The following is a 22,889-nucleotide window of genomic DNA, read 5'->3' as shown; positions in this document are numbered from 1 at the left end:
GCCGGCCGCTGTAACAGTGGACTTTATGACCTGCGGCAAGAGCGCATAGACGAAAGGCTGCTTAACTGCATCGAACGACTTTGGGGTTGGCGCTTGAGTGATATCAGCGCCAACGCTGCTGTTTTTTGATCTGACTAAGGAAAGCCACCATGAAAGCGCTCACCTATCAGGGACCTGGTGCCAAAGCCTGGTCTGACATCGCCAAGCCGGTCATCGACAAGCCCACCGACGCCATTGTCCGTATTTTGCACACCACTATCTGTGGCACCGATTTGCACATCCTCAAGGGCGACGTACCCGAGGTCACCAAAGGCACGGTGCTGGGCCACGAAGGGGTAGGGGTGGTCGAGGCGGTGGGCCCGGCGATTCGCAACTTCAAGCCCGGTGATCATGTCCTGATTTCATGCATTACCTCGTGCGGCAGCTGCCCTAACTGCCGACGCCAGATGTACTCCCATTGCGCTGACGGCGGCTGGATTCTGGGCCATACGATTGACGGCACCCAGGCCGAATATGTGCGTATTCCCCATGCCGATAACAGCCTGTACCCGGTACCCGCCGGCGCGGATGAAGAAGCGCTGGTGATGCTCAGTGACATTTTGCCAACCGGCTTCGAGATCGGCGTACTCGCCGGCAAGGTCAAGCCCGGTGACAGTGTGGTGATAGTAGGGGCGGGCCCTGTGGGTATGGCCGCCTTGCTAACGGCGCAGTTTTACTCGCCCGCCTTGCTGATCATGGTCGATGGCGATACCAACCGTCTGGAAGTCGCGCAGCGTTTTGGCGCTACCCATGTGATTGATATCAACACGCAGAATGCAGTTGAACGCATCTTCGAGCTTACCCAGGGGGTCGGGGTGGATGTGGCGATTGAAGCGGTGGGCATTGCGGCGTCCTTCGATACCTGTCAGTCGGTCGTGGCCCCTGGAGGAAGCATTGCCAACGTGGGGGTGCATGGCAAAAGTGTCGAGTTGCATCTGGAAAAGCTCTGGATCCAGAACGTCACCATTTCGACCGGGCTGGTCAATACCAACACCACGCCCATGCTCATGAAGACCGTTCAGTCCGGGAAGGTCGATGCCAGCAAGCTGATTACCCACCGGTTCGCACTCAACGACATTCTTCAGGCGTATGAGGTGTTCGGCAATGCGGCAAAGGAGAAGGCGATGAAGGTCATTCTTTCTCAATAAACGGCCCGGCATACCCAATGCAGCAGGCATCCTGACCGAGTGTCGGGATCCTGCGAAACTTGGGGGCTTAGTTAATAAAGGTGCTGAACGGATAACGTGATTTCTGTTCGGGTTTAGTGTGTCTTTTAAATAAAAATTCATAGTGTTTCAGGCGCTGAAAGAATAAATAAGTTGTAGTGATTTTTTGACAGCTAATGCATTCACTACTATGTTCTTGGCGGCAGGAAGAAATACATCGACTCTTTTTGATAATAGGGAAATATTCATATGAAGAAGCACATTCTGCTGTTGAGCGCTGTCAGTCTTGTAGCACTGTCGGGCTTGGCACAAGCTGATGCCAAGCAGCCTGTTGCGAAATGGACGTGCGCGGATTTTCTGGCAGTTGATGAAAGCTATCAACCCACTGCTATCGGTCTGGGTGAAGCAGTGAACAAGAAAGGCCAGGTTGAGGATGCAGTACTGGACGTGGACGGCATTGCCAAAATCACCCCGCTGGTAATCACTGCCTGCAAGGAAACGCCGACAGAATCCTTCGTGCAAAAAATCAAGTCCGAGTGGGCCAAAGTCAAAAAAGACGTGTAATGCGCTAGCCTGTACTTCACGAGAGTACAGGCTAATCCCCCCCCTCCGGGTCCTGACCCGTGCGCTGCAAAAAAACCTCATCTGTCCTTGTGAATTTCTCGCCCCGTCTACCCTCTACATCAAGAATAGACCTGCCTTGGCGGTCTGAAGGCCGTAGTAGACTACGTCCGCTTTATCTCTATTTGTCAGGGGGAACCCTATGTTAATCAGGTCATTGGCTGAGCTTGATCGCATTCGTGACGAATGCAAGTCCATGGTCACCAAGCGCTCAGCCGTGTCGGCGGGTGCTGCTGCCATTCCGATCCCGGGCCTGGATATCGGCACCGATGTGGCGCTGCTGGTGGAAATGTTGCCGGCCATCAACAGCAAGTTCGGATTGACCCCGCAGCAAATCGAGAGGCTGGACTCGCGGTCCAGGCGCCTGATTGTGGTTGCGGTTTCCGGCATTGGCAGTGAGGTCATCGGTAAATTCATCAGTCGAACGCTGGTCATGTCGCTGGTACGCAAGATGGGCACCAAGGTGGCGACCAAGTCGGTGATTCGCTTTGTCCCTTTTGTGGGGCAGGCGGTCGCAGCAACAATCAGCTTTGGCGTGATGAAAATGGTCGGCAACGGTCATATCGAAGACTGTTATCAGGTCTGTCGTCAGGCGCTTTTAGAGGAGGCGCGCGAGTCAGTCGTCATAGAGATCGGCCCTGAAGATTGAACCTGTCAGTGAGCGGCCCCTCAAATGATCAATGGGATGAACAAACCACGGGGGCGATGATGAATATGATCCGGTCCAGCTATTTATGCCTGCTCCTGGGATCTGTACTTGCCACCCAGGCGCTGGCCGATACCTCTTCCCAAGCCGGGTGGGTGGCTCAAAATACCCTGAGCCCCAATTCTGCTCCCGCCGACAATACAATCCGGCGCATCAACCCCAACAGCCGACAGGGCACGATCCCCGCCACGCCGGCGACAAGAGGCCCGTCGACAGCTCCGGCGGTACGCCAGCCGTCTATCGAAAACGGGCAAATCGGTAATGGTTACCCGCGCAGCCAGACACCGCCGCGCACCATCAAGCCAACTGCTCCATCGCTACAGCCGCGAGACAATCGTTAATCGACCAAGGAAGAGCCGATGTTGAGAAAAACCCTGGCCACGTTATGCGCCACCTCGCTACTCAGTGTGGCTTTCACGGCCCATGCCGATGCGCCGCGCACCTTTGCCTCCGAGACGGGAACAATTACTGCTACGCCTGTTGTGGAAGGCCTTCAACACCCCTGGGCGCTGGCTTTTCTGCCGGACCAGCAAGGTATTCTGGTCACCGAGCGCCCCGGTAACCTGCGTGTCGTAAGCCCGGCCGGAAAACTCTCTGCGCCTCTTTCCGGTGTTCCCCAGGTATGGGCCAAAGGGCAGGGCGGCCTGCTGGATATAGTGCTGTCCCCCAGCTTTGCCGAGGATCGTCTGGTGTACGTGTCCTATGCCGAAGGCGGTGGTGAAGACGGTAAAGCGGGAACCACTGTTGGCCGGGGCCGGTTATCCGATGATTTGACCCGGCTGAGCAACTTTGAGGTGATCTTTCGCCAGGAACCCAAACTCTCCACTGGCAACCACTTCGGTTCACGCCTGGTTTTCGATCGTGACGGCTACCTGTTTATTGCCCTTGGCGAAAATAATCAGCGGCCTGCTTCCCAGGATCTCGACAAGCTGCAAGGCAAAGTTGTGCGGATCTACCCTGACGGACGAGTCCCCGCCGACAATCCGTTTGTGGGCCAGGATGGGGTACGCCCGGAAATCTGGTCATATGGGCACCGCAATCAGCAGGGGGCCACCTTGAACCCCTGGACCGGGACGCTTTGGAGCCATGAGCACGGTCCCAAAGGAGGCGACGAAATCAACCTGATCGAGCGTGGCAAGAACTACGGCTGGCCGCTGGCGACCCATGGCATCGACTACTCATCGCAACCCATCTCTGAAGCCCGGGGCAAAACGGCAGAAGGGACAACAGGGCCTCACCATGTGTGGGAGAAGTCTCCCGGCATCAGCGGGATGGCGTTCTACGATGCGCAGCGCTTCAAACCCTGGCAGCACAACCTGTTTATCGGTGCGCTGGCCGATAAAGACCTGATTCGGCTACAGCTTGATGGCGACAAGGTGGTGCATGAAGAGCGCCTGCTGGGCGGTCTGAACGCGCGAATCCGTGACGTGCGCCAGGGCCCGGATGGTTATTTGTATGTATTGACCGATGAAAGCAACGGCGCGTTGTATCGCATCGGCTTGCAATAGCCACCAGAGCCCGTAGTCGCTGACAAGGAACGAAGGCTGCGATCGAGCCCGCAGGGGTCGCACTGTTAAAGATGCCTTATCGCAGCCTTCGTTCCGCGTCAGCGACTACGGGTTATTCATGGGTGTTTATTCGCTGACAGCCTGTTTGATCTGCTTGGATGCCGACCAGATCCGGTAGCGCACTTCGATGTCCTTGGGCACATAGACCACAATGGGTAACTTGCTGTTGTAGCGCAGCATGAAGCCATCACCGACCACCGGTACGAACTCAGGATGTGCCTTGCCCTCGGGGCAGGCCATCATTGTGCTCATGGGGCCGCTGACCTTGCTCAGGCGGTACATCGGATAGCCCCAGCCCTTGAGGGTTTTTTCTTCCAGCTTGCCGCCCAGACGCTGCTGGTTGCAGTCAACCTGCAGGGTCTTGCCCGCAATGATCTGGACTTTGTAATCGTCTTCGTTTTTTTGCTTGGGCAGGTGAATGACTTGTCGGCTGTAGCCCGCTTCGGCTTTTGGCCAGGGTGCCAGGCCCTCCGGTTTGGCTGCGTTGGCGACGCCGCACAGCGTACTCAGCGAAAGTACCAGGGCCGCGCTGATCACGAGTGGTTTCATGCTGCTTCCTTATTTCAGAACATTAAAAATGTGGATCAAGTGAATCTATGGGCTGTATCAGACAACTAAAAGGCTATTTAAGTGCAAAACTGCTGCGCTTGCAGGGATAGATTGCTTCGCGCCAATGTCGAACTGCCAGTAAACTGCTTTTTTCCTCCGAATCATTTATTTCCCGAGGTTTTGCATGACTCTCAGTCCTCTTGCGGGCAAACCGGCTCCAGCTCAATTGCTGGTCGATATTCCGCGACTGGTGACCGCTTATTACACCGGTCAACCTGATGCAGCGATCGCCACCCAGCGTGTCGCCTTTGGTACTTCCGGTCACCGCGGCAGTTCGTTTGAGCTGAGTTTCAATGAGTGGCATGTATTGGCCATCAGCCAGGCCATTTGCCTTTACCGGCAGATGAAAGGCATCAACGGTCCGCTGTTTGTTGGCATCGACACCCATGCATTATCGACGCCTGCAGGTGCCAGTGCGCTCGAAGTGTTTGCCGCCAATGGCGTCGAAACCATGATCGCCGCAGGTGACGAATACACCCCGACCCCGGCCATCTCCCACGCAATCATTTGCTACAACCGTGGCCGCACTTCGGGCCTGGCCGATGGCGTAGTCATTACTCCCTCGCACAACCCGCCTGAAAGTGGCGGTTTCAAGTACAACCCGCCTAACGGCGGCCCGGCCGATACCGATGTCACCAAGTGGATCGAGGCCAAGGCCAACGAGTTGCTTGCAGCCAGGCTGGCATGTGTCAAACGTATCAGTTACGAGCAAGCCCTGAAAGCCGGTACCACCCATCGTCACGACTACCTGAACACCTATGTCGCCGATCTCAAGAACGTGATCGATATGGATACCCTGCGCGGCGCCAATCTGCGCTTGGGCGTGGACCCATTGGGTGGCGCGGGTGTGAACTACTGGTCGGCAATCGGCGAGCATTACGGCCTGAATCTGGAAGTGGTGAATACTTCGGTAGATCCGACCTTCCGCTTCATGTGTGTGGACTGGGACGGGCGCATCCGCATGGACCCGTCCTCCAGCTACGCGATGCAGGGTCTGATTGGCCTTAAGGAGCGTTTCGACGTGGCCTTTGCCTGCGACCCGGACCACGACCGTCACGGGATTGTTACCCCTTCAGGCGGTCTTTTGGCCCCCAACAACTACCTGGCGGTGTCCATCGACTATCTGTTCCAGAATCGCCCGCAATGGCGTGCAGATGCAGCCGTCGGCAAGACTGTCGTCAGCAGCGGCCTGATTGATCGGGTTGCGGCCCGTCTGGGGCGCCGCCTGTACGAAGTGCCGGTGGGGTTCAAGTGGTTTGCTGATGGCCTGTTTGATGGCTCGCTGGGCTTTGGTGGTGAGGAAAGCGCCGGGGCCTCGTTCCTGCGTCTGGACGGCAGTGTCTGGTCGACCGACAAGGATGGCCTGATTCCTTCGCTGCTGGCCGCAGAAATGACGGCCCGTACCGGCCGTGATCCTTCGCAGCTGTACCAGAAAATGACCGAAGATCTGGGCCTGCCGTTCTCGACCCGGGTCGATGCCAAGGCCACGCCGCAGCAGAAGGCCCTGCTTGGCAAGTTGTCGCCGGAGCAAGTCAAATCCACAAGTCTGGCAGGCGAAGCCATTACCCAAATTCTCAGTCATGCGCCGGGTAACGACCAGCCGATTGGCGGGCTTAAGGTGATGACCGAAAACGGCTGGTTTGCGGCACGTCCTTCGGGCACCGAAGACATCTACAAAATCTACGCCGAGAGCTTTATCGGTGACGAACATCTGAACCGTCTGGTAGAGGAAGCCCAGGTGTTGGTGGATACCGCGATCGCCTGATAGCGGACTCAATAAAAAGCCTGGCCCCCGCAAGAGGGCCAGGCTTTTTTGTAGCCGTTTGATTAACTATGCCGCGGTTTGCAGTTTCACCACTTGCTGCATCTGATCGTTGCAGTTTCTGGCGGCCTTGAGCATCGCGTCGAAAGGGCCGCTCATGATGTCGTCATGGCTCAACCAGCGTTGTTTTTGTGTCAGGCGGTACTGGTAACGGTATTGGCCCTCGACCTGTTTGCCGTTCAGGTCCATGTCGAACCAGGGCGAGCGCACGGTGCAGCTCTTAATGTTCTGTGCAACCTTTAGCCCTGACAGGGTGATCTCGTAGTCCATGGTTTCAGGATCTTCAAGATACAAGTCGGCCTTTTGTCCGGTGCGGCGGTAATTGGCCAGATCATCCCAGCGTTCAGTCATGAAGGCGGGCTGGTACACGCTCTGGCCCGAAAGCGTCTTCAATGGGCGCAGATCTGTGAGTTCGGCCTTGACCTGATATTTGTGCGGTACCACAAAACCGGTTGCCGGGCGTGTGATTGTGCAGTCGGTCTGTTCCTTGCTGAAGCCGTCGCAAAGGTCCTGGTCGGTACCTGAAACACCCGACTGGGTATCGGCCACACTCAATCTCATCAGGCGCATCTGGCTCATTTCGATGTCGGCGCTGGTGCGTGCGGTGCCATCAGGGTTGAAGTGTTCCTGTTTTCGCACCAGGGTGCTGACAACAGGTTGTTCTTGCGGGATATGCTCCTGGCGCACCGTGCCTTGTGGATCAATCACCAGCGCCCAGCGATCTTGAATATCCGGCATGGAGCGCCCCGGCGAGAACACCGGGTTGGTCGGGTCAAGCCACCAGACTTTACCGTTGACCCGGGCACGCACGATGGCGTGGTTGGGTGATGAGGTGCCAGGCAACAGCAGCCCGAGGCTCATGTTGCCACGGCTGACCCAAGTGGTCTGCGCGTCGATGCCGCTTGCATTGAGCATGGCGGTGAGCAGTACCGCCAGGTCTTTGCAGTCGCCATAGCCACGGTCTTCGATTTCAGCGAGGGTAAAAGGAACGTAGCCCCGATCACTGGCTCGCCAGTCGCCCAGATAACGATAGTTGTCGTGGATATGCTGCATCAGGCCCGAAACCCGCTGCTCCGGTGGCAAGCCTTTGAGGCCGGCCACTGCCCTGGCACTGATGGCAGGCAGTCTGGCTCCGGTAATTTCGGTGTAGCGCCGGGCAAAATCGCCGAAGTAATCCTGCAGGCGGGTCGAACTGCCCAGTTCAACCCTTGGCAGGTTGCGACTGTAAGCGTTGCCGGCTTCGTTGACGTAATTCACGAAGCGCGGTGCCTTTTGTTCAATGACCAGGCTTTTGTTGTCGGTCGACGGCGTAAAGGTGAAGTCATCCATCAGGTCGCTGCGCCACACGATTGGTTTTTCGGCGCTGAAACTGCTTTTAGAACGGTCCATACGCACCGCATTGGGTGGGAGCACCCACACATAGTGGAACTCATGATTCAGCGGCTTGGCCGCTGTGTGTTCGCGCAGGGTATAGCTCACCATCGTGCCGATTCGCAGGTTGGGGAAGGCGATCGAGGTTTGCTTCAGGCGTAAAAACCCCTGGTCCGGGTTCGGTGCCATCCGGGTGTCGATTTGTGTGTCAGCCAGTGGCACCGGTTTGGCGCCCGGTTGGGTCGATTCGGCCTTGATGACTTCCAGGCGGTCAGACTCCGGGAAGCTGAAGTCGATGCGCGAAATCATTTCGCGACCGTTGTTGGTGAGGATGGTGTAGCGATAGGTCGAGGTGCAGTCGTAACTGGTGTCCGCGTTGAAGTGGCAGGATCTGTCCGATTCACCGGCCAGGGCGGCTTCGGATACGGGTTGAAAGGCCGCTAAAGCAGGCAGGGTGAAAATCCCCAGGGTGGCGCAAATCAAGGATTTGCTGAAAGAAAAGCGATGCATGGGCGCCTCAAATTAGTCCTTTAAAAAGCACCCGGCCACGCATTTGTTGGTTTATTGAAGTCGAGGCAGGGTGCATGTGAAGTGGATAATGATAATCGATAGCATCCATGCTTTCCATATGCACAGCAGTCCTGCACCTCTGTACTGCTCGTAATAGAGCGGTTTATACGGCCTCTGCAGTTTGGCTGGCCTGGCAGACATCGACCCACTGGGCATTGACCAGTTCGGCCATTCGATCTGGGCTGATACGCACGGCGGTGTGGGTAGCGCCGGCTGCAGGCATCACTTCAGTGAACGCTTTAAGGGAAATGTCGCAATACACCGCCAGATCGGTCGCAAGCCCGAACGGGCAAACGCCACCCACCGGGTGACTGGTCAGGGCCACGACAGTATCGGCATCAAGCATCTTGGCTTTGCTGCCCAGGGCATTCTTGATTTTTTTGTTATCGATACGCGCATCGCCACGTGCAACCAGCAGCACATTGCGTTCACCGACACGAAAGGCCAGGGTCTTGGCGATTTGGCCGGGCTCAACGCCATGGGCCTCGGCAGCCAGGGCCACGGTGGCGGTGCTGGTGGCCAGTTCAATGATGTGCAGGTCGGGTGCTTTGGCGAGGAAAAATGCGCGGACAGATTCAAGACTCATCAGGCTTAGCTCTCTGGGTAAATGCCTGAATCTAGAGAAGCCGGTGACGCACTGTCAATGCGCCACCGGAGATGCGGTGTCAGATGTCCAGCACGATCTTGCCGAAATGCTGGTTGGTTTCCTGATACTTGAATGCTTCAACAATATCGCTCAGCGGGAAATGACGATCGATGACCGGTTGCATGCCGCTGGCATTGATCGCCCGAACCATGTCTTGCTGCTGGCTGCGGCTGCCCACCAGCACGCCTTGCAGGCGCACTTGCTTGATCAGCGCAGGGACAAAATTCATCTCACCGCTGACGCCGCTCAAAATACCGATAATCGAGATATGCCCGGCCACGCGAATGGCGATCATCGACTGTTCGAGGGTCGCCGGGCCGCCGACTTCGATGATGTGATCAACCCCGCGGCCACTGGTCAGCGCACGGGCTGTCTGGCCCCAGTCAGGGTCTTTGCGGTAGTTGATGACATGATCTGCGCCCAGCGCTTTGAGGCGCTCGAGTTTTTCATCGCTGGAGGAGGTTGCGATCACGGTAGCGCCAGCCATTTTGGCAAATTGCAGGGCAAAGATCGAAACCCCGCCAGTGCCTTGTACCAACACAGTGTCCCCGGGTTTGAGCGAGTCATCGGCCATCAGGGCGCGCCATGCGGTCAGGCCCGCCGTGGTCAGGGTCGAGGCTTGTGCATGGCTGTAGCCGGCAGGTGCGAGGGTGAATGCGTTAACGCTGGCAGTCACTTGCTCACGGGCATAACCGTCGATGCCATCACCGGGCACGGTGACAAAGCCTTCAACCTGTGGGGTGCCGTCGATCCACTCAGGGAAGAAGGTGCTGACTACCGAATCACCAACCTTGAACTCGCTGACATCTTTGCCGACGGCAATGACTTCACCCGCGCCATCGGCCATGGGGATACGCTTTTCACTCGGCCCCCACATACCGCTGACCACAGCAAAATCATGATAATTCAAAGAGTTGGCGTGCAAACGTACAGTGATTTCTCCACTGGCAGGGGCGCGTGCTTCGCTGCTTCCGACGACCACATTTTGATAACCGCCGCCGGGTTGAACGAAGATAGTTTTAATACTCACGGGATATCCTCAAGTTAACATTACGTAAAATAACGAAATGATTGGGTAAAATTACAGCTCGATTTTCAGCCTAGACGCAAAGTCGTCAATCGCCTGCTCATTGCGCCGGTAATACGTCCACTTGCCGATGCGTGTGGTCAGGACGAAGCCTGCACGCTGCAGGATCGCCAGGTGCGCCGAAGCAGTAGAGGCAGAAAGTCCAGCTTTGTACTGCAAATGGGTCACGCACACACCGATTGCAGGATCGCCATGATCCTGGGGCGGGAAATTACTGAGCGGGTCTTTGAGCCACTCCATCATTTGCATGCGAGTGTCATTGCCCAGGGCTTTGAGCTGTTCAAGAATCATGGTCGGCGATGTTACGCTTTTTTACGAAATGTTCAACCGGACCCTATGTGCCAAGGTTACCGCCACTTCCTGCGACAACAGGCCGCAGGTCGGCCGGATGTTTTGCAATTGCAGGGCCAATCCTGTATTTGTTGCGCCATTGAGCCTTGGCCAAGGCTCGTCTGTTTTACGAACTTGCCCCTCAGGAACCATGATGCCTAACCAGTTCCCCACTGTCCGTCCCCGCCGTCTGCGCCGCTCCCAAACCCTGCGAGACATGTTTCAGGAAACCGAATTCAGCCTGAAGGACCTGGTGCTGCCCATTTTCGTTGAAGAAGAAATCGACGACTTTGTGCCGATCACCAGCATGCCGGGTGTGATGCGTATTCCCGAGTCTAAGCTGGCCGGTGAAATCGAACGCTATGCCCGCGCAGGGATCACGTCAGTGATGGCGTTTGGCGTGTCGCACCACCTGGATGCCACGGGCAGCGACTCATGGCGCGAAGATGGTCTGGTGTCGCGTATGGCCCGTATCTGCAAGGATACGGCTCCAGAAATGATCCTGATGAGTGACACCTGCTTCTGCGAGTACACCTCCCACGGGCACTGCGGTGTGATGCACGACCATGGCGTGGACAATGATGCGACCCTGATCAATCTGGGCAAGCAGGCGGTTGCGGCGGCTGCTGCAGGTGCAGACTTCATCTCGCCTTCCGCCGCCATGGACGGTCAGGTCCAGGCCATCCGCAGTGCTCTGGATGCGGCCGGGTTCATTGATACTTCGATCATGGCGTACTCCACCAAGTTTGCTTCGGCACTCTACGGTCCTTTCCGCGAGGCGGGAGGCAGCGCGTTGAAGGGCGATCGCAAGTCATACCAGATGAACCCGATGAACCGCCGTGAAGCGATTCGCGAGTCGCTGCTGGACGAGCAAGAGGGCGCAGACGTGTTGATGGTCAAGCCGGCCGGTGCGTATCTGGACATCATTCGTGACGTTCGCGAAGCCTCGCGCCTGCCTCTGGCTGCGTATCAGGTCAGCGGCGAGTACGCGATGATCAAGTTCGGCGCCCTGGCCGGAGCCATCGACGAAGCGCGCGTAGTCCGTGAAAGCCTGGGCTCGATCAAACGTGCCGGTGCGGACATGATTTTGACCTACTTTGCGATGGACTTGGCATTACAGGGCATCTAGGCCTTACGCGACTCCCCGAAAAAAGGAATTCAGGCATGGCGGGCGCTCGACTGGAACGTATTCTGATTACCAATGACGACGGGATTGACGCCCCGGGTCTTGAGGCACTTGAAGCGGTGGCCAGGGAACTGGCCGATGAAGTCTGGGTGGTAGCGCCGGACCACGATCAGAGCGGTATTTCAACGGCCATCAGCATCCATCACCCGTTGCGCGTGACTGCCCGCGGCGAGCGGCGTTTTTCTGTGTCCGGCACACCCGCCGATTGTGTTGCGATGGCCTTGCAGCAGTTGATGGGCAGCCCCCCTCAGTTGCTGCTGTCCGGCATCAACAAGGGCGCCAACCTGGGGGTCGAAACGCTGTATTCGGGCACGGTGGGGGCCGCGATGACCGGCCTGTTGATGGGCATTCCTTCCATCGCTCTGAGCCAGTATTTCACCCGGCGCGATGCTGTGCGCTGGGACACTGCCCGCACTCTGGCACCCGGGGTGATTCGCCAGTTGCTTGGCAAGGGCTGGGAGCAATCGGCGTGTCTGAACATCAATTTTCCGGACGTTCCGGCCGGGCAGGCCGGGCCGGTACAGATCACTCGCCAGGGCCAGGGGCGCATGGACGGAGTTAACGTCAACCAGCGCACCGACTTTCGCGAGGCCAGCTATTACTGGCTCAATATCACCCGTCACCAGCGGCCTGAAGCGGCTGACACCGAAACCGAGGTTGTTACACAGGGCGGTATATCGGTGACGCCGTTGCAGTTCGATCGCAGCGCACTGGCTTTACGCGAGCAACTGCAGCAAGCCATTGGGTCGTAGTGAACCTGTGGCTATGCCCAATGCTCCGGGTCATCAACGATGGCCTGGTGTTTATCTAGCACCTTGGGGATTTCCTGCTTGAGAAATTCCACCCAGGTTTTGACCTTGGCATCCAGAAAGCGGCGTGAGGGGTAAAGCGCGTAGATGCTTTTTTCATGCAGCCGATACTGAGGCAGCAGGCGTACCAAAGCGCCGCGCTGATAAGAGCCGACCGCCACGTAATCCGGTAGCAGGCAGACGCCCAGTCCTGCCTCGGCGGCTTGCGCCATGGCCTCGGCCACGTTGACCTGAAACACGCTGCCGGGGCGAATCGACTGTTCACCCTGGCCATCGCGAAAGGTCCAGCTATCGGTGAACAGGGGGTCAACCAGATGCAGGCAGCGGTGCTGGTTCAGGTCTTCGGGGGTTTTTGGCGTGCCGTGACTTTCAAGGTAGGAGGGCGCTGCGCTGATCACGCTGAAGATGCTCCCCAGTTGCTGGCCAATCATTTCCGAGTCGGGCAGGTTGGCCGATAGCGTGATCACCACGTCATGGCCTTCTTCCAGCAGGTCAGGCTGACGCTGGGACAGTGTCAAGTCGACGTCGACCTGCGGGTATAGCTCGGCATAACGGGCCGCCAGGGGTGCCAGCAGCTGGATGCCAATCCCGGTGGTGGATTGCACGCGTAAATGTCCGCGCGGGATCAGGTGAGCGCCTCCGGCCTCGGCATTGGCATCTTCGATCTCACCCAGAATCAATCGGCAGCGCTCCAGATAACGGGCGCCTACTTCAGTCAGTGCCAGCCGCCGAGTGCTGCGCTGCAGCAGCCTGGCCTGCAATGAAGATTCAAGCTCAGACAGCAGTCGCGAGGTTTGCGCGGTGGAATAGCCCAACGCCTGCGCCGCGGCGGTGAAGCTACCGGTCTCGACCACGCGCACAAACACCCGCATCGCCTGATAAATATCCATGTTGATTATTACCTCACACGTAATCGTGCTTTTTTGTGGCGGCAATAATTACACAGACCGCAGAAATATTCCGCCATCAAGTCAGTCAGGCAAGACACGCACGCAGGGAGGAATGGGTCAGCGCCTGGGTCCACTTAGAGCATGATATTAAGGCGTAGGAAAATTCTGAAAGTAAGCGAGATTTTTCTACCAGAAGTGTGAGGCAGTAATTCAATCGAAAAAAAAGCAAAGGCGTATTTTCGATTAAACTTGATTTCATTCAGGTATGTGATTGATTCTTAACCGGACGGATCTTTTCTCGTAAGTAACGGTCTTACGTTACGCAAATATTACCTAGCGTAGTTAGACGTTAATAGTCAAGAGGTGAACTCGCCAGGGAGTTCAATTTACAAGGCGTATATTTTGAAAAAAACTGAGCATCAGCAGACCGCTAGTTCAAGCACAGAGATCGACCTGCTTGATCTGTTTCACTCCTTCTGGCAGCAGAAAGCCCTGATCGCAGGAACTGTGGTGGTAGCCGGTGCTATTGCTGTTGGTTACGTTCTGCTTGCACAACCCGTCTATCAAGCCAGCACTGTACTGCGCCCGGCAGCGATTAATGAGCTGGACGCACTTAACCGCTCCGAGGTCTACAAACTCCCTCCCCAGGAGGCCTTGCTTAAAGTCGGCTCGGCGCTTGATTCATACGAGACGCGTCTCAGTTTCTTCCGTGACCACCAGGATTTGTTCAAGCCTCTGGAGAAGAAAGGTATTTCTCTGGAGCAAAGTTTCGAGCTTTTTAATCGGGATGCGATCAACCTGGTTCTGCCTGATCCCAAGAGAACGGATTCATTAAGCCCGTTTATCAAGCTTGAGCTGACATACCCCGACACCATCAACGGGGTCGAAATTCTCAACGGTTTTGTTGAATACGCGATTGATAGCCAGCGTGAGCAAATCGGTGCCGACCTTAAGGTCATCATCAATAACCGGTTGCGAGAACTGGATGAAAAGATCACCGCTGCGCGTTCGGCCTATCGTTCTGACAAGCAGGCAAAAATTGCCGGTTTAACGGAAACGGATACGGTACAGGTCGCCAAGTTGAAGGATGAGTTGCAGGCATTGCGCCTGCAGCTCAAAACCGAGCGCGAGTCACGTATTGCTCAGCTTAATGAAGCCATATCCATTGCGGCCTCGCTGGGTATTACCAACCCCACCACGCCTTCTGCCATGGCGGATGCGGCTGCGGGTTCCTCCTCCTCCCGGCTCATGCGTACCGAAATCACTTCGCAAACCCTTCCGCTCTACTTTATGGGGACCAAGGCGCTGCAAGCCGAACGCGCAGCATTGCTTAAGCGCACCTCCGACGATTTTACCGACAAGCGAGTTTCGGACATTGGCCGGGAGCTGAATTTGCTTGAGGTCAACCGCCAGGTTGAAATGCTCGGCAAGCGCATGAATGAAGACCTGTTCCTGAAAAACATTGAACCCTTGCGCGCAGAAGTGGCACGTCTGGGTAATTTGAAAACCGACATGAGTCATCTGGGGCTGGTCAGTATTGATCGCAAGGCGCAAACCCCGATGTACCCGATCAAACCCAAGAAAGTGCTGATAGTCGGGTTCGCCCTGGTGTTGGGGCTGTTGTTAGGGCTTGGTCTTGCAACCGCGCGCTATTTCAGCAAACGACGTCAAAAAGCCCTCTGAGCTCAGGCCAGTACTGCCACCGATTTAACCTGTATCCACAGCGTTCGCCCTGGATGCAGGTTTAACTGGTCACGGGAGTAGCGGGTGATGCGAGCCAGCATTGCGCTTCCATCGACATCCAGCCGGACCAGCACATGGGCCTGATTTTCAGCCCCGGTTTCGCTGATCACCGTGGCCTGCAGGCTGTTGAGAATACTGCTGTGCCCGCTGCGCTCCAGGGTCAGGCTGATGTCTCGAGCCTGCACCTTGATCCGTAATGTATGGCCGATGGCCAGTGGCGCATGGGCAACTCTCAGATGCTGAGTGCTGCGCGGCAGTTGCAGGGTGAGTAACTGGTAGTGCGCGTCGTAATCGGCAACCTTGCCTTCGATCACCACTCCGGCATCGTCATCCCGGGCCAGGGGCAGATCAAGCCTGGCCAGGGTTTCGCCGATCGGGCCGCTGGCAAGCGCCTTGCCCTCACTGAGCAACACAATATGGTCAGCCAGGCGCGCGACTTCGTCCTGGGAGTGGCTTACATACAGCACCGGGAAATCCAGCTCTGCGTGCAGGCGCTCCAGATACGGCAGGATTTCACGCTTGCGCTGGCTGTCCAGCGCCGCCAGTGGTTCGTCCATCAGCAATAGCCTGGGGCTGGTCAGTAGTGCTCGGGCAATCCCGACCCGCTGGCGTTCGCCGCCGGACAAATGACCGGGCGCACGCTCAAGCAGGTGAGTGATGCCCAGCAACTCGGTGGCATGGGCCAGATCGACCCGGCGCTCCTGTCGCGCAATGCGTCGCAGGCCGAATTCCAGGTTGGCCCGTACAGTCAGGTGCGGGAACAGGCTCGCTTCCTGAAATATGTAACCCAGTGCGCGTTTATGGACCGGGACAAACAGCTTGTTCTGGCTGTCCTGCCAGACCTCATCATTGATCTGCACAAATGCCTGGCTGGCACGCTCCAGCCCGGCGATGCAGCGCAAGCAAGTGGTTTTCCCCGAGCCGGAATGTCCATACAGCGCGGTCACGCCTTTACCGGGCAATTGCACATCCAGGTCCAGGGAAAAACCGGCGTAATCGAGTTGCAGTCGAACGCTTATCTGCGAAGCCATGTTCAACTCCAGCTGTATCGGGTTTTACGGCTCGAGTACAACGCCAGTAACACCAGGAACGAAAACACCAGCATTGCGCCGGCCAGCCAGTGCGCCTGTGCATACTCCAGCGCTTCAACGTGATCATAGATCTGCACGGAAACCACGCGTGTTTTTTCGGGAATGTTGCCGCCAATCATCAACACCACCCCAAATTCCCCGACCGTGTGGGCAAAGCCCAAGATCGCGGCGGTGATAAAACCCGGTCGTGCGAGCGGCAAGACCACGGTAAAAAAGGTATCCCATGGACTGGCACGCAAAGTGGCCGCTACCTCCAGTGGCCTGGGGCCGATGGCAGTAAATGCGTTTTGCAGGGGTTGCACCACAAACGGCATGGAATAGATGACCGAGCCGATCACCAGGCCGGCGAAGCTGAAGGTCAATGTGCCAAGGCCGATCGCTTGAGTGAACTGGCCCACGTAACCATGGGGCCCCATTGCCAGCAGTAAATAGAAACCGATCACGGTGGGTGGCAATACCAGGGGCAGGGCTACGATTGCCCCGATCGGCCCGCGTAACCTCGATCGGGTATGGGCCAGCCATAGCGCGATGGGAGTGCCGACCAGCAGCAATATGAGCGTGGTCAGTGAAGCCAGTTTCAGGGTCAGCCAGATGGCGGCGAAGTCAGCACTCGAGAGTGTCATTTACAATTGATAACCATAGGATTTGATAATGGCAGCCGCTTTTGGTCCCTTGAGGTAGTCAGCCAGGGCCTTGGCGGCGGGGTTGTTCGCCCCCTTCTTGAGAATCACTGCGTCCTGCTTGATCGAATCATGCATGGCCTCGGGGATGATCCATGCGGAGCCGCTGCTGACTTTGCCGTCTTTGTAGATTTGCGACAGGGCGACAAAACCCAGTTCGGCGTTACCGGTAGAGACAAACTGATAAGCCTGGGTGATGTTCTGGCCTTCAACAATCTTGTCTTTGACCTTGTCGCTAAGGCCCATTTTAGCCAGCACTTGCGTGGCTGCCAGGCCGTAAGGTGCGGCTTTCGGGTTGGCAATGGACAAGTGATTGAAGGTGTTTTCTTCCAGTACCTTGCCGGCGTCATCGACATAACCGTCTTTGGCCGACCACAGGGCCAGAGAGCCAATGGCATAGGTGAAGCGCGAGCCTGGAACGATTTCGCCTTCTTTCTCGAGTTTCTCGGGAGTGCTGTCATCGGCAGCCAGAAAAACTTCAAAAGGCGCGCCATTTTTGATCTGCGTATAAAACTGTCCGGTGGCGCCATATGCGGCAATCAACTTGTGCCCGGTGTCTTTTTCAAAGTCGCTGGCAATCGCCTGAATCGGCGCTGTGAAGTTGGCTGCCACGGCAACTTGTACATCATCGGCTTGAGCGCCGCTGACGGCGAAACACCCGATCAGTGCAGCGAGCGCGGTAGGGGCAAAGGATCGAACGCGAACATTCATGACGAAACTCCGTGGGAGGCGAGGGCAGCCCGTCTTTATTGAGTTGTATCGGGCGGTAGGAAGATAAACGGTATATAAAAAAAGATATAGCGTTTTGCTGACTTGCGCCGTATGTCCTGTCTCAGCCTGCCTTGCGCAGGGTGATATTTATTCGCTGCTCACCCAATACCGGATGATGTCCTGCCTGGATTGGCAGCACCCCGTGGTAGCGCAAGCGATCCACGCCTCCCCAGACCACAATGTCGCCATGGAATAAAGAAATACGTTGTGTCGGGTCGCTACGCTCAAAGCCGCCAAACTGAAAAACAGCCGGCAACCCTAACGAGATCGAGACGATGGGCGCTTCAAAGGAGCGCTCATTTTTGTCCTGATGCAGGGCCATCCTGGCGCCCGGGCTGTAGGTGTTGATCAGGCAGGCATCGGGTACAAAATGGTCGAAGCCTGCGGCGCCGGCGGCTGCTTCGGCCAGCGCCAGAAAGGCAGCAGGCATGGCAGGCCAAGGCTGATTGCGCAACGGGTCGACAGGGCTGTAGCGATAACCGTTGCGGTCGCTGGTCCAGCCCAGTTCGCCACAACTGCTCAAGCGTGCCGACATGGTGAATCCGCCGGGCGTTTGCATGGCTCGAAACGGCGACTGGGTCAAGACGCCGGCCAGGGCCTGCATGAGTGAATCGGCCCATGGCAAGGCAAACCCGCGAAGCACAAAACCTTGCACGCCAATGGTTTCGAGTCGCGAAGGCTGCTGCAAGTCCTCTTCAGCAAACAGGTCAAGAGTCATGCTTAAAGCGGCTTGCTCGCCTTGACATCGGTGATCTTGTCGTCTGAACCGGCATGAATGATTTCAAGGGCTGCGCGGGCTTCTTCATCAGAGCCAGTCGGGAGCTGTGCAAACTCAAATCGACGCTCGCCGTTGAGTTTGTACTTGATGACGTATTTAGTGGTGCTGCGAATAGTGTCCACAATATTTCCTGTCTTGAAGGCCGGGGGTGTCAGGCTTAGCGGAGTTTGGAGCTGGAGCGGCGCACGATCTTGATCGTAGGCTGGAAGCTAGGCTTGCGAGTCACGCTGATTGCCCGGCTGGTCACGGTATCAATGGTGATGTTCCAGAAGCCGGTGCTGGGTGCAGTGATTCTGGCCGGGAAATCCTTGAACGCGCCACCATGATAGGAGTGACGGCCGCCATTTTTGAAACTGCGAAAGTGTGCGTCGCTCATCAGGCGGATATTGCAGGGTTGGGAGCACTCGATGACGACAATGTCGTCTTCGTTCAGGTGCTCGCGCTGGTGAATAAACTTCATGGGGGCTCCAAAAGGGGGGCTTTAGCTGAAAAATCAGCACGATAGCATGTGCTTTAGTCCAAACAGGAAGCTAAAGGCGCTTATTATGCCGCGATGGAGGCAAGTCTGACGTAAAACGCGGATAATTCGCCACAATTGAATATTTATTCCCTGTGACCGGGGAGAAAACTTATAGATCTGCTGTCGTAGGGTCTTTAACGGAGGAATTGTATGAAGCGGGGTGTTTTGCTGGCAATGCTGGTTTTGGGTGGCTGTGCAACAGTCACGGATATAGAGCAGACACTGCCCACAATGAGTGTGATTTCAGGCAAGAAGCCTGATGCGTACGCTCAGTGCCTGGTGCAACAGCTGTCCAGCACTCGAAGGGCGCCACAAATTGAGCCGCACAAAGAGGGTTTACGCATCATCGTTCCGCAAAAGCTGACGTCGAATCCGACAGCGGTGATTGATATTGAGGAGCGCTCTGGCGGCAGCAGCATCAAGGTCTATGAAAGCATGTCCAACGTACCCGTACGTCCAGGAGATATTCGCAAGGCCGCCACGCATTGTATTTCCGGTTGATCGATCGAGATTCGATCCCGTCGCACCCTCTAAAAACCTGACGACTGCAGCAAGCGGTGTCAGGTTTTTTTATGCCTGGTGCTTCACATGCCCGGGCGTTCGAGTTCCCTTGAACGGGACTGCCACCCGGGCTTGAGCTTCAGCGGCAGCTCTTCAGGCGGGCAATGCACTCTCATCCCTGATGTCTGCCTGCATGAGGCTATTACTTGCACATCACCACAATGTTTCGGCTGTTGAAATTGCCCACATCAACACCCAGGGTTTTATCGCTTTCCGGCACAACGGGCGAGCCATCGGTTCCTACAATGCTGTAACCCGTCCCGGCGCAGGAAGCGTCAGCCTTTTCATAGCACTTGGCCCACGACATGGCCTCGCCAGAACAGTCTATGCTCAGACCTTGTTTGCCATTAACCAAATAGGTACTGGAAGCAGTGGCACAGCCACCAAGGGCCAAAAGTGCAAGAAGTGTCAGGGGCTTATTCATCAGGGTAGTCTTCGAGAAATAAAGAATCAGGATTTACTGTTGCGCCGGCGGGCGGCAGGTGTCGGCTGGTCCTGCAGTACTGAGGCAACCTCTATGGCTGCTTGTTCTGACTCGAACGGGCCGGCCACTTTTTCTTCGGATGAGTCGCTAATCCACCATTCATTTGGGCTGACATTTTTTATCAGATAACCGTTAATACTGTTTGTGGCGGACATGATGCGTTGGCCTTGTTGGCAGGGGAGTGGGCGCAATAATAACGCCAATTCAGTGCTTATAGTTCGGGTTATAGCTGCTTTATCCACACAACTCACAAAATCTCGGGGCATAGTCGCAGGTTGCGCCGGGCAGTTGCGGATATGAAAAATAAGCAATAAGTGAACTAACTTGCGCAAATTTTCTCTATGTTGGCATCAGTTTGCTCTCGGGAGGCATTGTAACGTCGATGCCGCCTGATTAGACTGCGCCAAAATTCGAACGTACAGCCATTTTAAGGACTCATATGATCAAGAAATGCTTGTTCCCAGCAGCCGGTTACGGCACTCGCTTTTTGCCAGCGACCAAAGCCATGCCTAAAGAAATGCTGCCGGTGGTGAACAAGCCACTGATCCAGTACGGGGTTGAAGAAGCACTGGACGCTGGCTTGACCGAAATTTCCATCGTGACAGGACGTGGCAAACGCGCACTGGAAGACCACTTCGATATCAGCTACGAGCTGGAAAACCAGATCAAGGGCACCGATAAAGAGAAGTACTTGGTTGGTATCCGTCGCCTGCTGAGCGAATGTTCGTTCTCTTACACCCGTCAAACCGAAATGAAAGGCCTGGGTCATGCAATTCTGACCGGCCGCCCGTTGATCGGCGACGAACCCTTTGCCGTAGTTCTGGCGGACGACTTGTGCGTCAACCTGGAAGGCGACGGCGTTCTGACGCAAATGGTCAAGCTGTACAACCAGTACCGCTGCACCATCATTGCGATTCAGGAAGTTGATCCGCAGGAAACCAACAAGTACGGCGTGATCGCTGGCGAAATGATCGGCGATGATCTGTATCGCGTGCGCAACATGGTTGAAAAACCGGCACCGGAAGATGCACCTTCGAACCTGGCCATTATCGGCCGTTACATCCTGACGCCGGATATCTTTGACCTGATCAAACAGACCGAGCCGGGCAAAGGCGGCGAAATCCAGATCACCGACGCCTTGATGAAACAGGCACAAAACGGTTGCGTAATCGCCTACAAGTTCAAAGGTCAGCGCTTTGACTGCGGTGGTGCTGAAGGCTACATCGAAGCCACCAACTTCTGCTTCGAGAACTTCTACAAAACTGGCAAGGCTTACTAATAGCCCCAGTCTGTAAAGTTTCAAGATAAAGCCACCTGCGGGTGGCTTTTTCGTTTTTTCACATTCGGCTACACCGGTGCTGGTCAATCGCGTTTAACTGATTATGCTGATGGCCTGCCCAGGAGATAGAAATGGCCTACGAATTTGATTTGTTTGTAATTGGTGCGGGATCCGGCGGTGTGCGTGCGGCCCGTTTTGCTGCAGGTTTCGGCGCGAAAGTTGCGGTCGCCGAAAGCCGCTATTTGGGCGGGACGTGCGTTAACGTCGGCTGTGTACCCAAGAAATTGCTGGTCTACGGTGCACATTTTGCCGACGACTTCGAACAGGCCTCAGGGTTTGGCTGGAGTCTGGGGGAAGCGAACTTTGACTGGCCAACCCTGATCGCCAACAAGGACCGTGAAATTCATCGTCTCAATGGCATCTACCGCAACTTGCTGGTCAACAGTGGCGTCACCTTGATGGAAGGTCACGCCAAACTGACCGGTGCCAACGAAGTGGAGGTCAATGGCCAGCGCTACACGGCCAAACACATATTGATCGCTACTGGCGGCTGGCCGCAGATTCCTGAGATCCCGGGCCACGAACACGCGATCAGCTCCAACGAGGCGTTCTTTCTCAAAGAGCTGCCAAAGCGCGTGCTGGTGGTAGGGGGTGGTTACATTGCGGTGGAGTTCGCCGGGATTTTCCACGGGCTTGGCGCCCAGACCTCATTGTTGTATCGCGGTGAGATGTTCTTGCGCGGCTTCGACGGGGCGGTGCGCAAGCACCTGCACGAAGAGTTGCTCAAGCGCGGGATGGACGTGCAATTCAACGCCGATATTGCGCGTATCGACAAGCAGGCCGATGGCAGCTTGAAAGCCACCCTCAAGGATGGGCGCGAGCTGATCACCGATTGTGTGTTCTACGCCACCGGGCGTCGTCCGATGCTGGATAACCTAGGGCTGGAGAACACCGCGGTCAAACTCGACAAACGCGGCTTCGTTGAGGTCGACGACCTTTATCAAAGCGCCGAACCTTCGATTCTGGCGATTGGCGACGTGATTGGCCGGGTACAACTGACGCCGGTTGCGCTGGCTGAAGGCATGGCTGTTGCCCGCCGCCTGTTCAAGCCTGAGCAGTACCGTGCGGTGGACTACAGGATGATCCCGACGGCAGTATTCAGCTTGCCGAATATCGGCACAGTGGGCCTGAGCGAAGAGCAAGCCATCGAAGAAGGGCATAAGGTACAAATCTTCGAGAGCAGCTTCCGGCCGATGAAGCTGACCCTCACCGAGTGTCAGGAGCGCACATTGATGAAGCTGGTGGTAGATGCCGACACTGACAAAGTGCTGGGCTGTCACATGGTCGGACCTGAGGCCGGGGAAATTGTGCAGGGGCTGGCGATTGCCTTGAAAGCGGGAGCGACCAAGCAGCATTTCGACGAAACCATCGGCGTGCACCCGACGGCTGCCGAAGAGTTCGTGACCATGCGCACACCGGTCAAGGGTTAACAGCCGGGTTCAACTCCCAACCTGTAGGAGCGAGCTTGCTCGCGATGCTATCGACCCGGTGCTCAAGAATGA

General features: G+C 56.3%; 25 protein-coding genes. 11 read left to right on the top strand and 14 right to left on the bottom strand.

Features of this window, described 5'->3' with window-relative positions; translation table 11 throughout:
- Positions 1–149 precede the first annotated feature (149 nt).
- The 4 genes from AOC04_RS09225 (at position 150) to AOC04_RS09210 (ending at position 4,040) form a co-directional block, all read left to right on the top strand.
- On the top strand, positions 150–1,187 hold the full coding sequence (locus AOC04_RS09225) for a zinc-dependent alcohol dehydrogenase family protein (RefSeq protein ID WP_060692647.1): 1,038 nt from the start codon (positions 150–152) through the stop codon (positions 1,185–1,187).
- A gap of 267 nt (positions 1,188–1,454) precedes the next feature.
- Positions 1,455–1,769 (top strand): acid-activated periplasmic chaperone HdeA, encoded by a 315-nt coding sequence (gene hdeA / locus AOC04_RS09220; RefSeq protein ID WP_060692646.1) that lies wholly within the window; start codon positions 1,455–1,457, stop codon positions 1,767–1,769.
- A 199-nt stretch (positions 1,770–1,968) separates the two neighbouring features.
- A complete protein-coding gene (locus tag AOC04_RS09215) occupies positions 1,969–2,475 on the top strand; it encodes a hypothetical protein (protein WP_003445772.1) in 507 nt (168 codons plus the stop codon).
- A 416-nt stretch (positions 2,476–2,891) separates the two neighbouring features.
- Positions 2,892–4,040, top strand: coding sequence for a PQQ-dependent sugar dehydrogenase (locus tag AOC04_RS09210; protein WP_060692644.1), 1,149 nt, complete (start codon positions 2,892–2,894; stop codon positions 4,038–4,040).
- A 126-nt stretch (positions 4,041–4,166) separates the two neighbouring features.
- Here the strand turns inward: AOC04_RS09210 and eco are convergent, their stop codons facing one another.
- The gene (eco, locus tag AOC04_RS09205; RefSeq protein WP_060692642.1) at positions 4,167–4,649 is read right to left on the bottom strand and encodes a serine protease inhibitor ecotin; all 483 of its coding nucleotides are present in this window, start codon (positions 4,647–4,649) and stop codon (positions 4,167–4,169) included.
- 184 nt (positions 4,650–4,833) lie between these two features.
- On the opposite strand from eco, the gene pgm reads away from it, so the two are divergent.
- Complete coding sequence (gene pgm, locus AOC04_RS09200; protein ID WP_060692640.1) at positions 4,834–6,474, top strand: phosphoglucomutase (alpha-D-glucose-1,6-bisphosphate-dependent); 1,641 nt, start codon at positions 4,834–4,836, stop codon at positions 6,472–6,474.
- 66 nt (positions 6,475–6,540) lie between these two features.
- Here pgm and AOC04_RS09195 read toward each other — a convergent pair whose 3' ends face one another.
- The 4 genes from AOC04_RS09195 to AOC04_RS09180 form a co-directional block, all read right to left on the bottom strand.
- Positions 6,541–8,412, bottom strand: coding sequence for a DUF3857 domain-containing transglutaminase family protein (locus tag AOC04_RS09195; RefSeq protein WP_060692638.1), 1,872 nt, complete (start codon positions 8,410–8,412; stop codon positions 6,541–6,543).
- Between the two features lie 163 nt (positions 8,413–8,575).
- Positions 8,576–9,058, bottom strand: a complete 483-nt coding sequence (locus tag AOC04_RS09190) for a YbaK/EbsC family protein (RefSeq protein ID WP_060692636.1) — start codon at positions 9,056–9,058, stop codon at positions 8,576–8,578.
- 79 nt (positions 9,059–9,137) lie between these two features.
- On the bottom strand, positions 9,138–10,148 hold the full coding sequence (locus AOC04_RS09185) for a zinc-dependent alcohol dehydrogenase family protein (RefSeq protein WP_060692635.1): 1,011 nt from the start codon (positions 10,146–10,148) through the stop codon (positions 9,138–9,140).
- A gap of 51 nt (positions 10,149–10,199) precedes the next feature.
- Positions 10,200–10,496: an ArsR/SmtB family transcription factor gene (locus AOC04_RS09180; protein WP_060692633.1), complete on the bottom strand. Its 297-nt coding sequence runs from the start codon at positions 10,494–10,496 to the stop codon at positions 10,200–10,202.
- A gap of 193 nt (positions 10,497–10,689) precedes the next feature.
- Between AOC04_RS09180 and hemB the strand changes: the two genes are divergently transcribed.
- A complete protein-coding gene (gene hemB, locus AOC04_RS09175) occupies positions 10,690–11,664 on the top strand; it encodes a porphobilinogen synthase (protein ID WP_060692632.1) in 975 nt (324 codons plus the stop codon).
- A 35-nt stretch (positions 11,665–11,699) separates the two neighbouring features.
- Positions 11,700–12,473 (top strand): 5'/3'-nucleotidase SurE, encoded by a 774-nt coding sequence (surE, locus tag AOC04_RS09170; protein ID WP_060692629.1) that lies wholly within the window; start codon positions 11,700–11,702, stop codon positions 12,471–12,473.
- An 11-nt stretch (positions 12,474–12,484) separates the two neighbouring features.
- Here surE and AOC04_RS09165 read toward each other — a convergent pair whose 3' ends face one another.
- Positions 12,485–13,420, bottom strand: coding sequence for a LysR family transcriptional regulator (locus AOC04_RS09165; RefSeq protein WP_060692628.1), 936 nt, complete (start codon positions 13,418–13,420; stop codon positions 12,485–12,487).
- 402 nt (positions 13,421–13,822) lie between these two features.
- Between AOC04_RS09165 and AOC04_RS09160 the strand changes: the two genes are divergently transcribed.
- The gene (locus tag AOC04_RS09160; RefSeq protein WP_060692626.1) at positions 13,823–15,103 is read left to right on the top strand and encodes a Wzz/FepE/Etk N-terminal domain-containing protein; all 1,281 of its coding nucleotides are present in this window, start codon (positions 13,823–13,825) and stop codon (positions 15,101–15,103) included.
- A 2-nt stretch (positions 15,104–15,105) separates the two neighbouring features.
- Here AOC04_RS09160 and modC read toward each other — a convergent pair whose 3' ends face one another.
- The 6 genes from modC to AOC04_RS09130 form a co-directional block, all read right to left on the bottom strand.
- Entirely contained in the window at positions 15,106–16,194 is a 1,089-nt protein-coding gene (modC, locus tag AOC04_RS09155; protein ID WP_060692624.1) for a molybdenum ABC transporter ATP-binding protein, read from the bottom strand.
- Between the two features lie 2 nt (positions 16,195–16,196).
- The gene (modB, locus tag AOC04_RS09150) at positions 16,197–16,877 is read right to left on the bottom strand and encodes a molybdate ABC transporter permease subunit (protein WP_060692622.1); all 681 of its coding nucleotides are present in this window, start codon (positions 16,875–16,877) and stop codon (positions 16,197–16,199) included.
- A complete protein-coding gene (gene modA / locus AOC04_RS09145) occupies positions 16,878–17,645 on the bottom strand; it encodes a molybdate ABC transporter substrate-binding protein (RefSeq protein ID WP_060692621.1) in 768 nt (255 codons plus the stop codon).
- A gap of 121 nt (positions 17,646–17,766) precedes the next feature.
- Positions 17,767–18,423, bottom strand: coding sequence for a DNA oxidative demethylase AlkB (gene alkB / locus AOC04_RS09140; protein WP_060692618.1), 657 nt, complete (start codon positions 18,421–18,423; stop codon positions 17,767–17,769).
- A gap of 2 nt (positions 18,424–18,425) precedes the next feature.
- A complete protein-coding gene (locus tag AOC04_RS09135; protein ID WP_060692616.1) occupies positions 18,426–18,605 on the bottom strand; it encodes a hypothetical protein in 180 nt (59 codons plus the stop codon).
- Positions 18,606–18,640: 35 nt separating this feature from the next.
- On the bottom strand, positions 18,641–18,943 hold the full coding sequence (locus AOC04_RS09130) for a DUF1883 domain-containing protein (protein ID WP_003445729.1): 303 nt from the start codon (positions 18,941–18,943) through the stop codon (positions 18,641–18,643).
- A 210-nt stretch (positions 18,944–19,153) separates the two neighbouring features.
- On the opposite strand from AOC04_RS09130, the gene AOC04_RS09125 reads away from it, so the two are divergent.
- On the top strand, positions 19,154–19,504 hold the full coding sequence (locus AOC04_RS09125; RefSeq protein WP_060692614.1) for a hypothetical protein: 351 nt from the start codon (positions 19,154–19,156) through the stop codon (positions 19,502–19,504).
- A 202-nt stretch (positions 19,505–19,706) separates the two neighbouring features.
- Here the strand turns inward: AOC04_RS09125 and AOC04_RS09120 are convergent, their stop codons facing one another.
- Both AOC04_RS09120 and AOC04_RS09115 read right to left on the bottom strand, forming a co-directional pair.
- A complete protein-coding gene (locus AOC04_RS09120; protein ID WP_060692612.1) occupies positions 19,707–19,988 on the bottom strand; it encodes a hypothetical protein in 282 nt (93 codons plus the stop codon).
- A 26-nt stretch (positions 19,989–20,014) separates the two neighbouring features.
- Positions 20,015–20,203, bottom strand: a complete 189-nt coding sequence (locus AOC04_RS09115) for a hypothetical protein (protein WP_060692610.1) — start codon at positions 20,201–20,203, stop codon at positions 20,015–20,017.
- Positions 20,204–20,487: 284 nt separating this feature from the next.
- Between AOC04_RS09115 and galU the strand changes: the two genes are divergently transcribed.
- Together galU and gorA are read left to right on the top strand one after the other, a co-directional pair.
- Positions 20,488–21,327: a UTP--glucose-1-phosphate uridylyltransferase GalU gene (galU, locus tag AOC04_RS09110; RefSeq protein ID WP_060692608.1), complete on the top strand. Its 840-nt coding sequence runs from the start codon at positions 20,488–20,490 to the stop codon at positions 21,325–21,327.
- 131 nt (positions 21,328–21,458) lie between these two features.
- Positions 21,459–22,817 carry a glutathione-disulfide reductase gene (gene gorA, locus AOC04_RS09105; protein WP_060692606.1) on the top strand — a complete coding sequence of 453 codons (1,359 nt, stop codon included), beginning with the start codon at positions 21,459–21,461 and terminating at the stop codon, positions 22,815–22,817.
- Positions 22,818–22,889 lie beyond the last annotated feature (72 nt).

The sequence above is a fragment of the Pseudomonas versuta genome (genome assembly GCF_001294575.1).
Lineage (GTDB): Bacteria > Pseudomonadota > Gammaproteobacteria > Pseudomonadales > Pseudomonadaceae > Aquipseudomonas > Aquipseudomonas versuta.
This window is presented reverse-complemented; position numbering and strand designations above follow the sequence as displayed.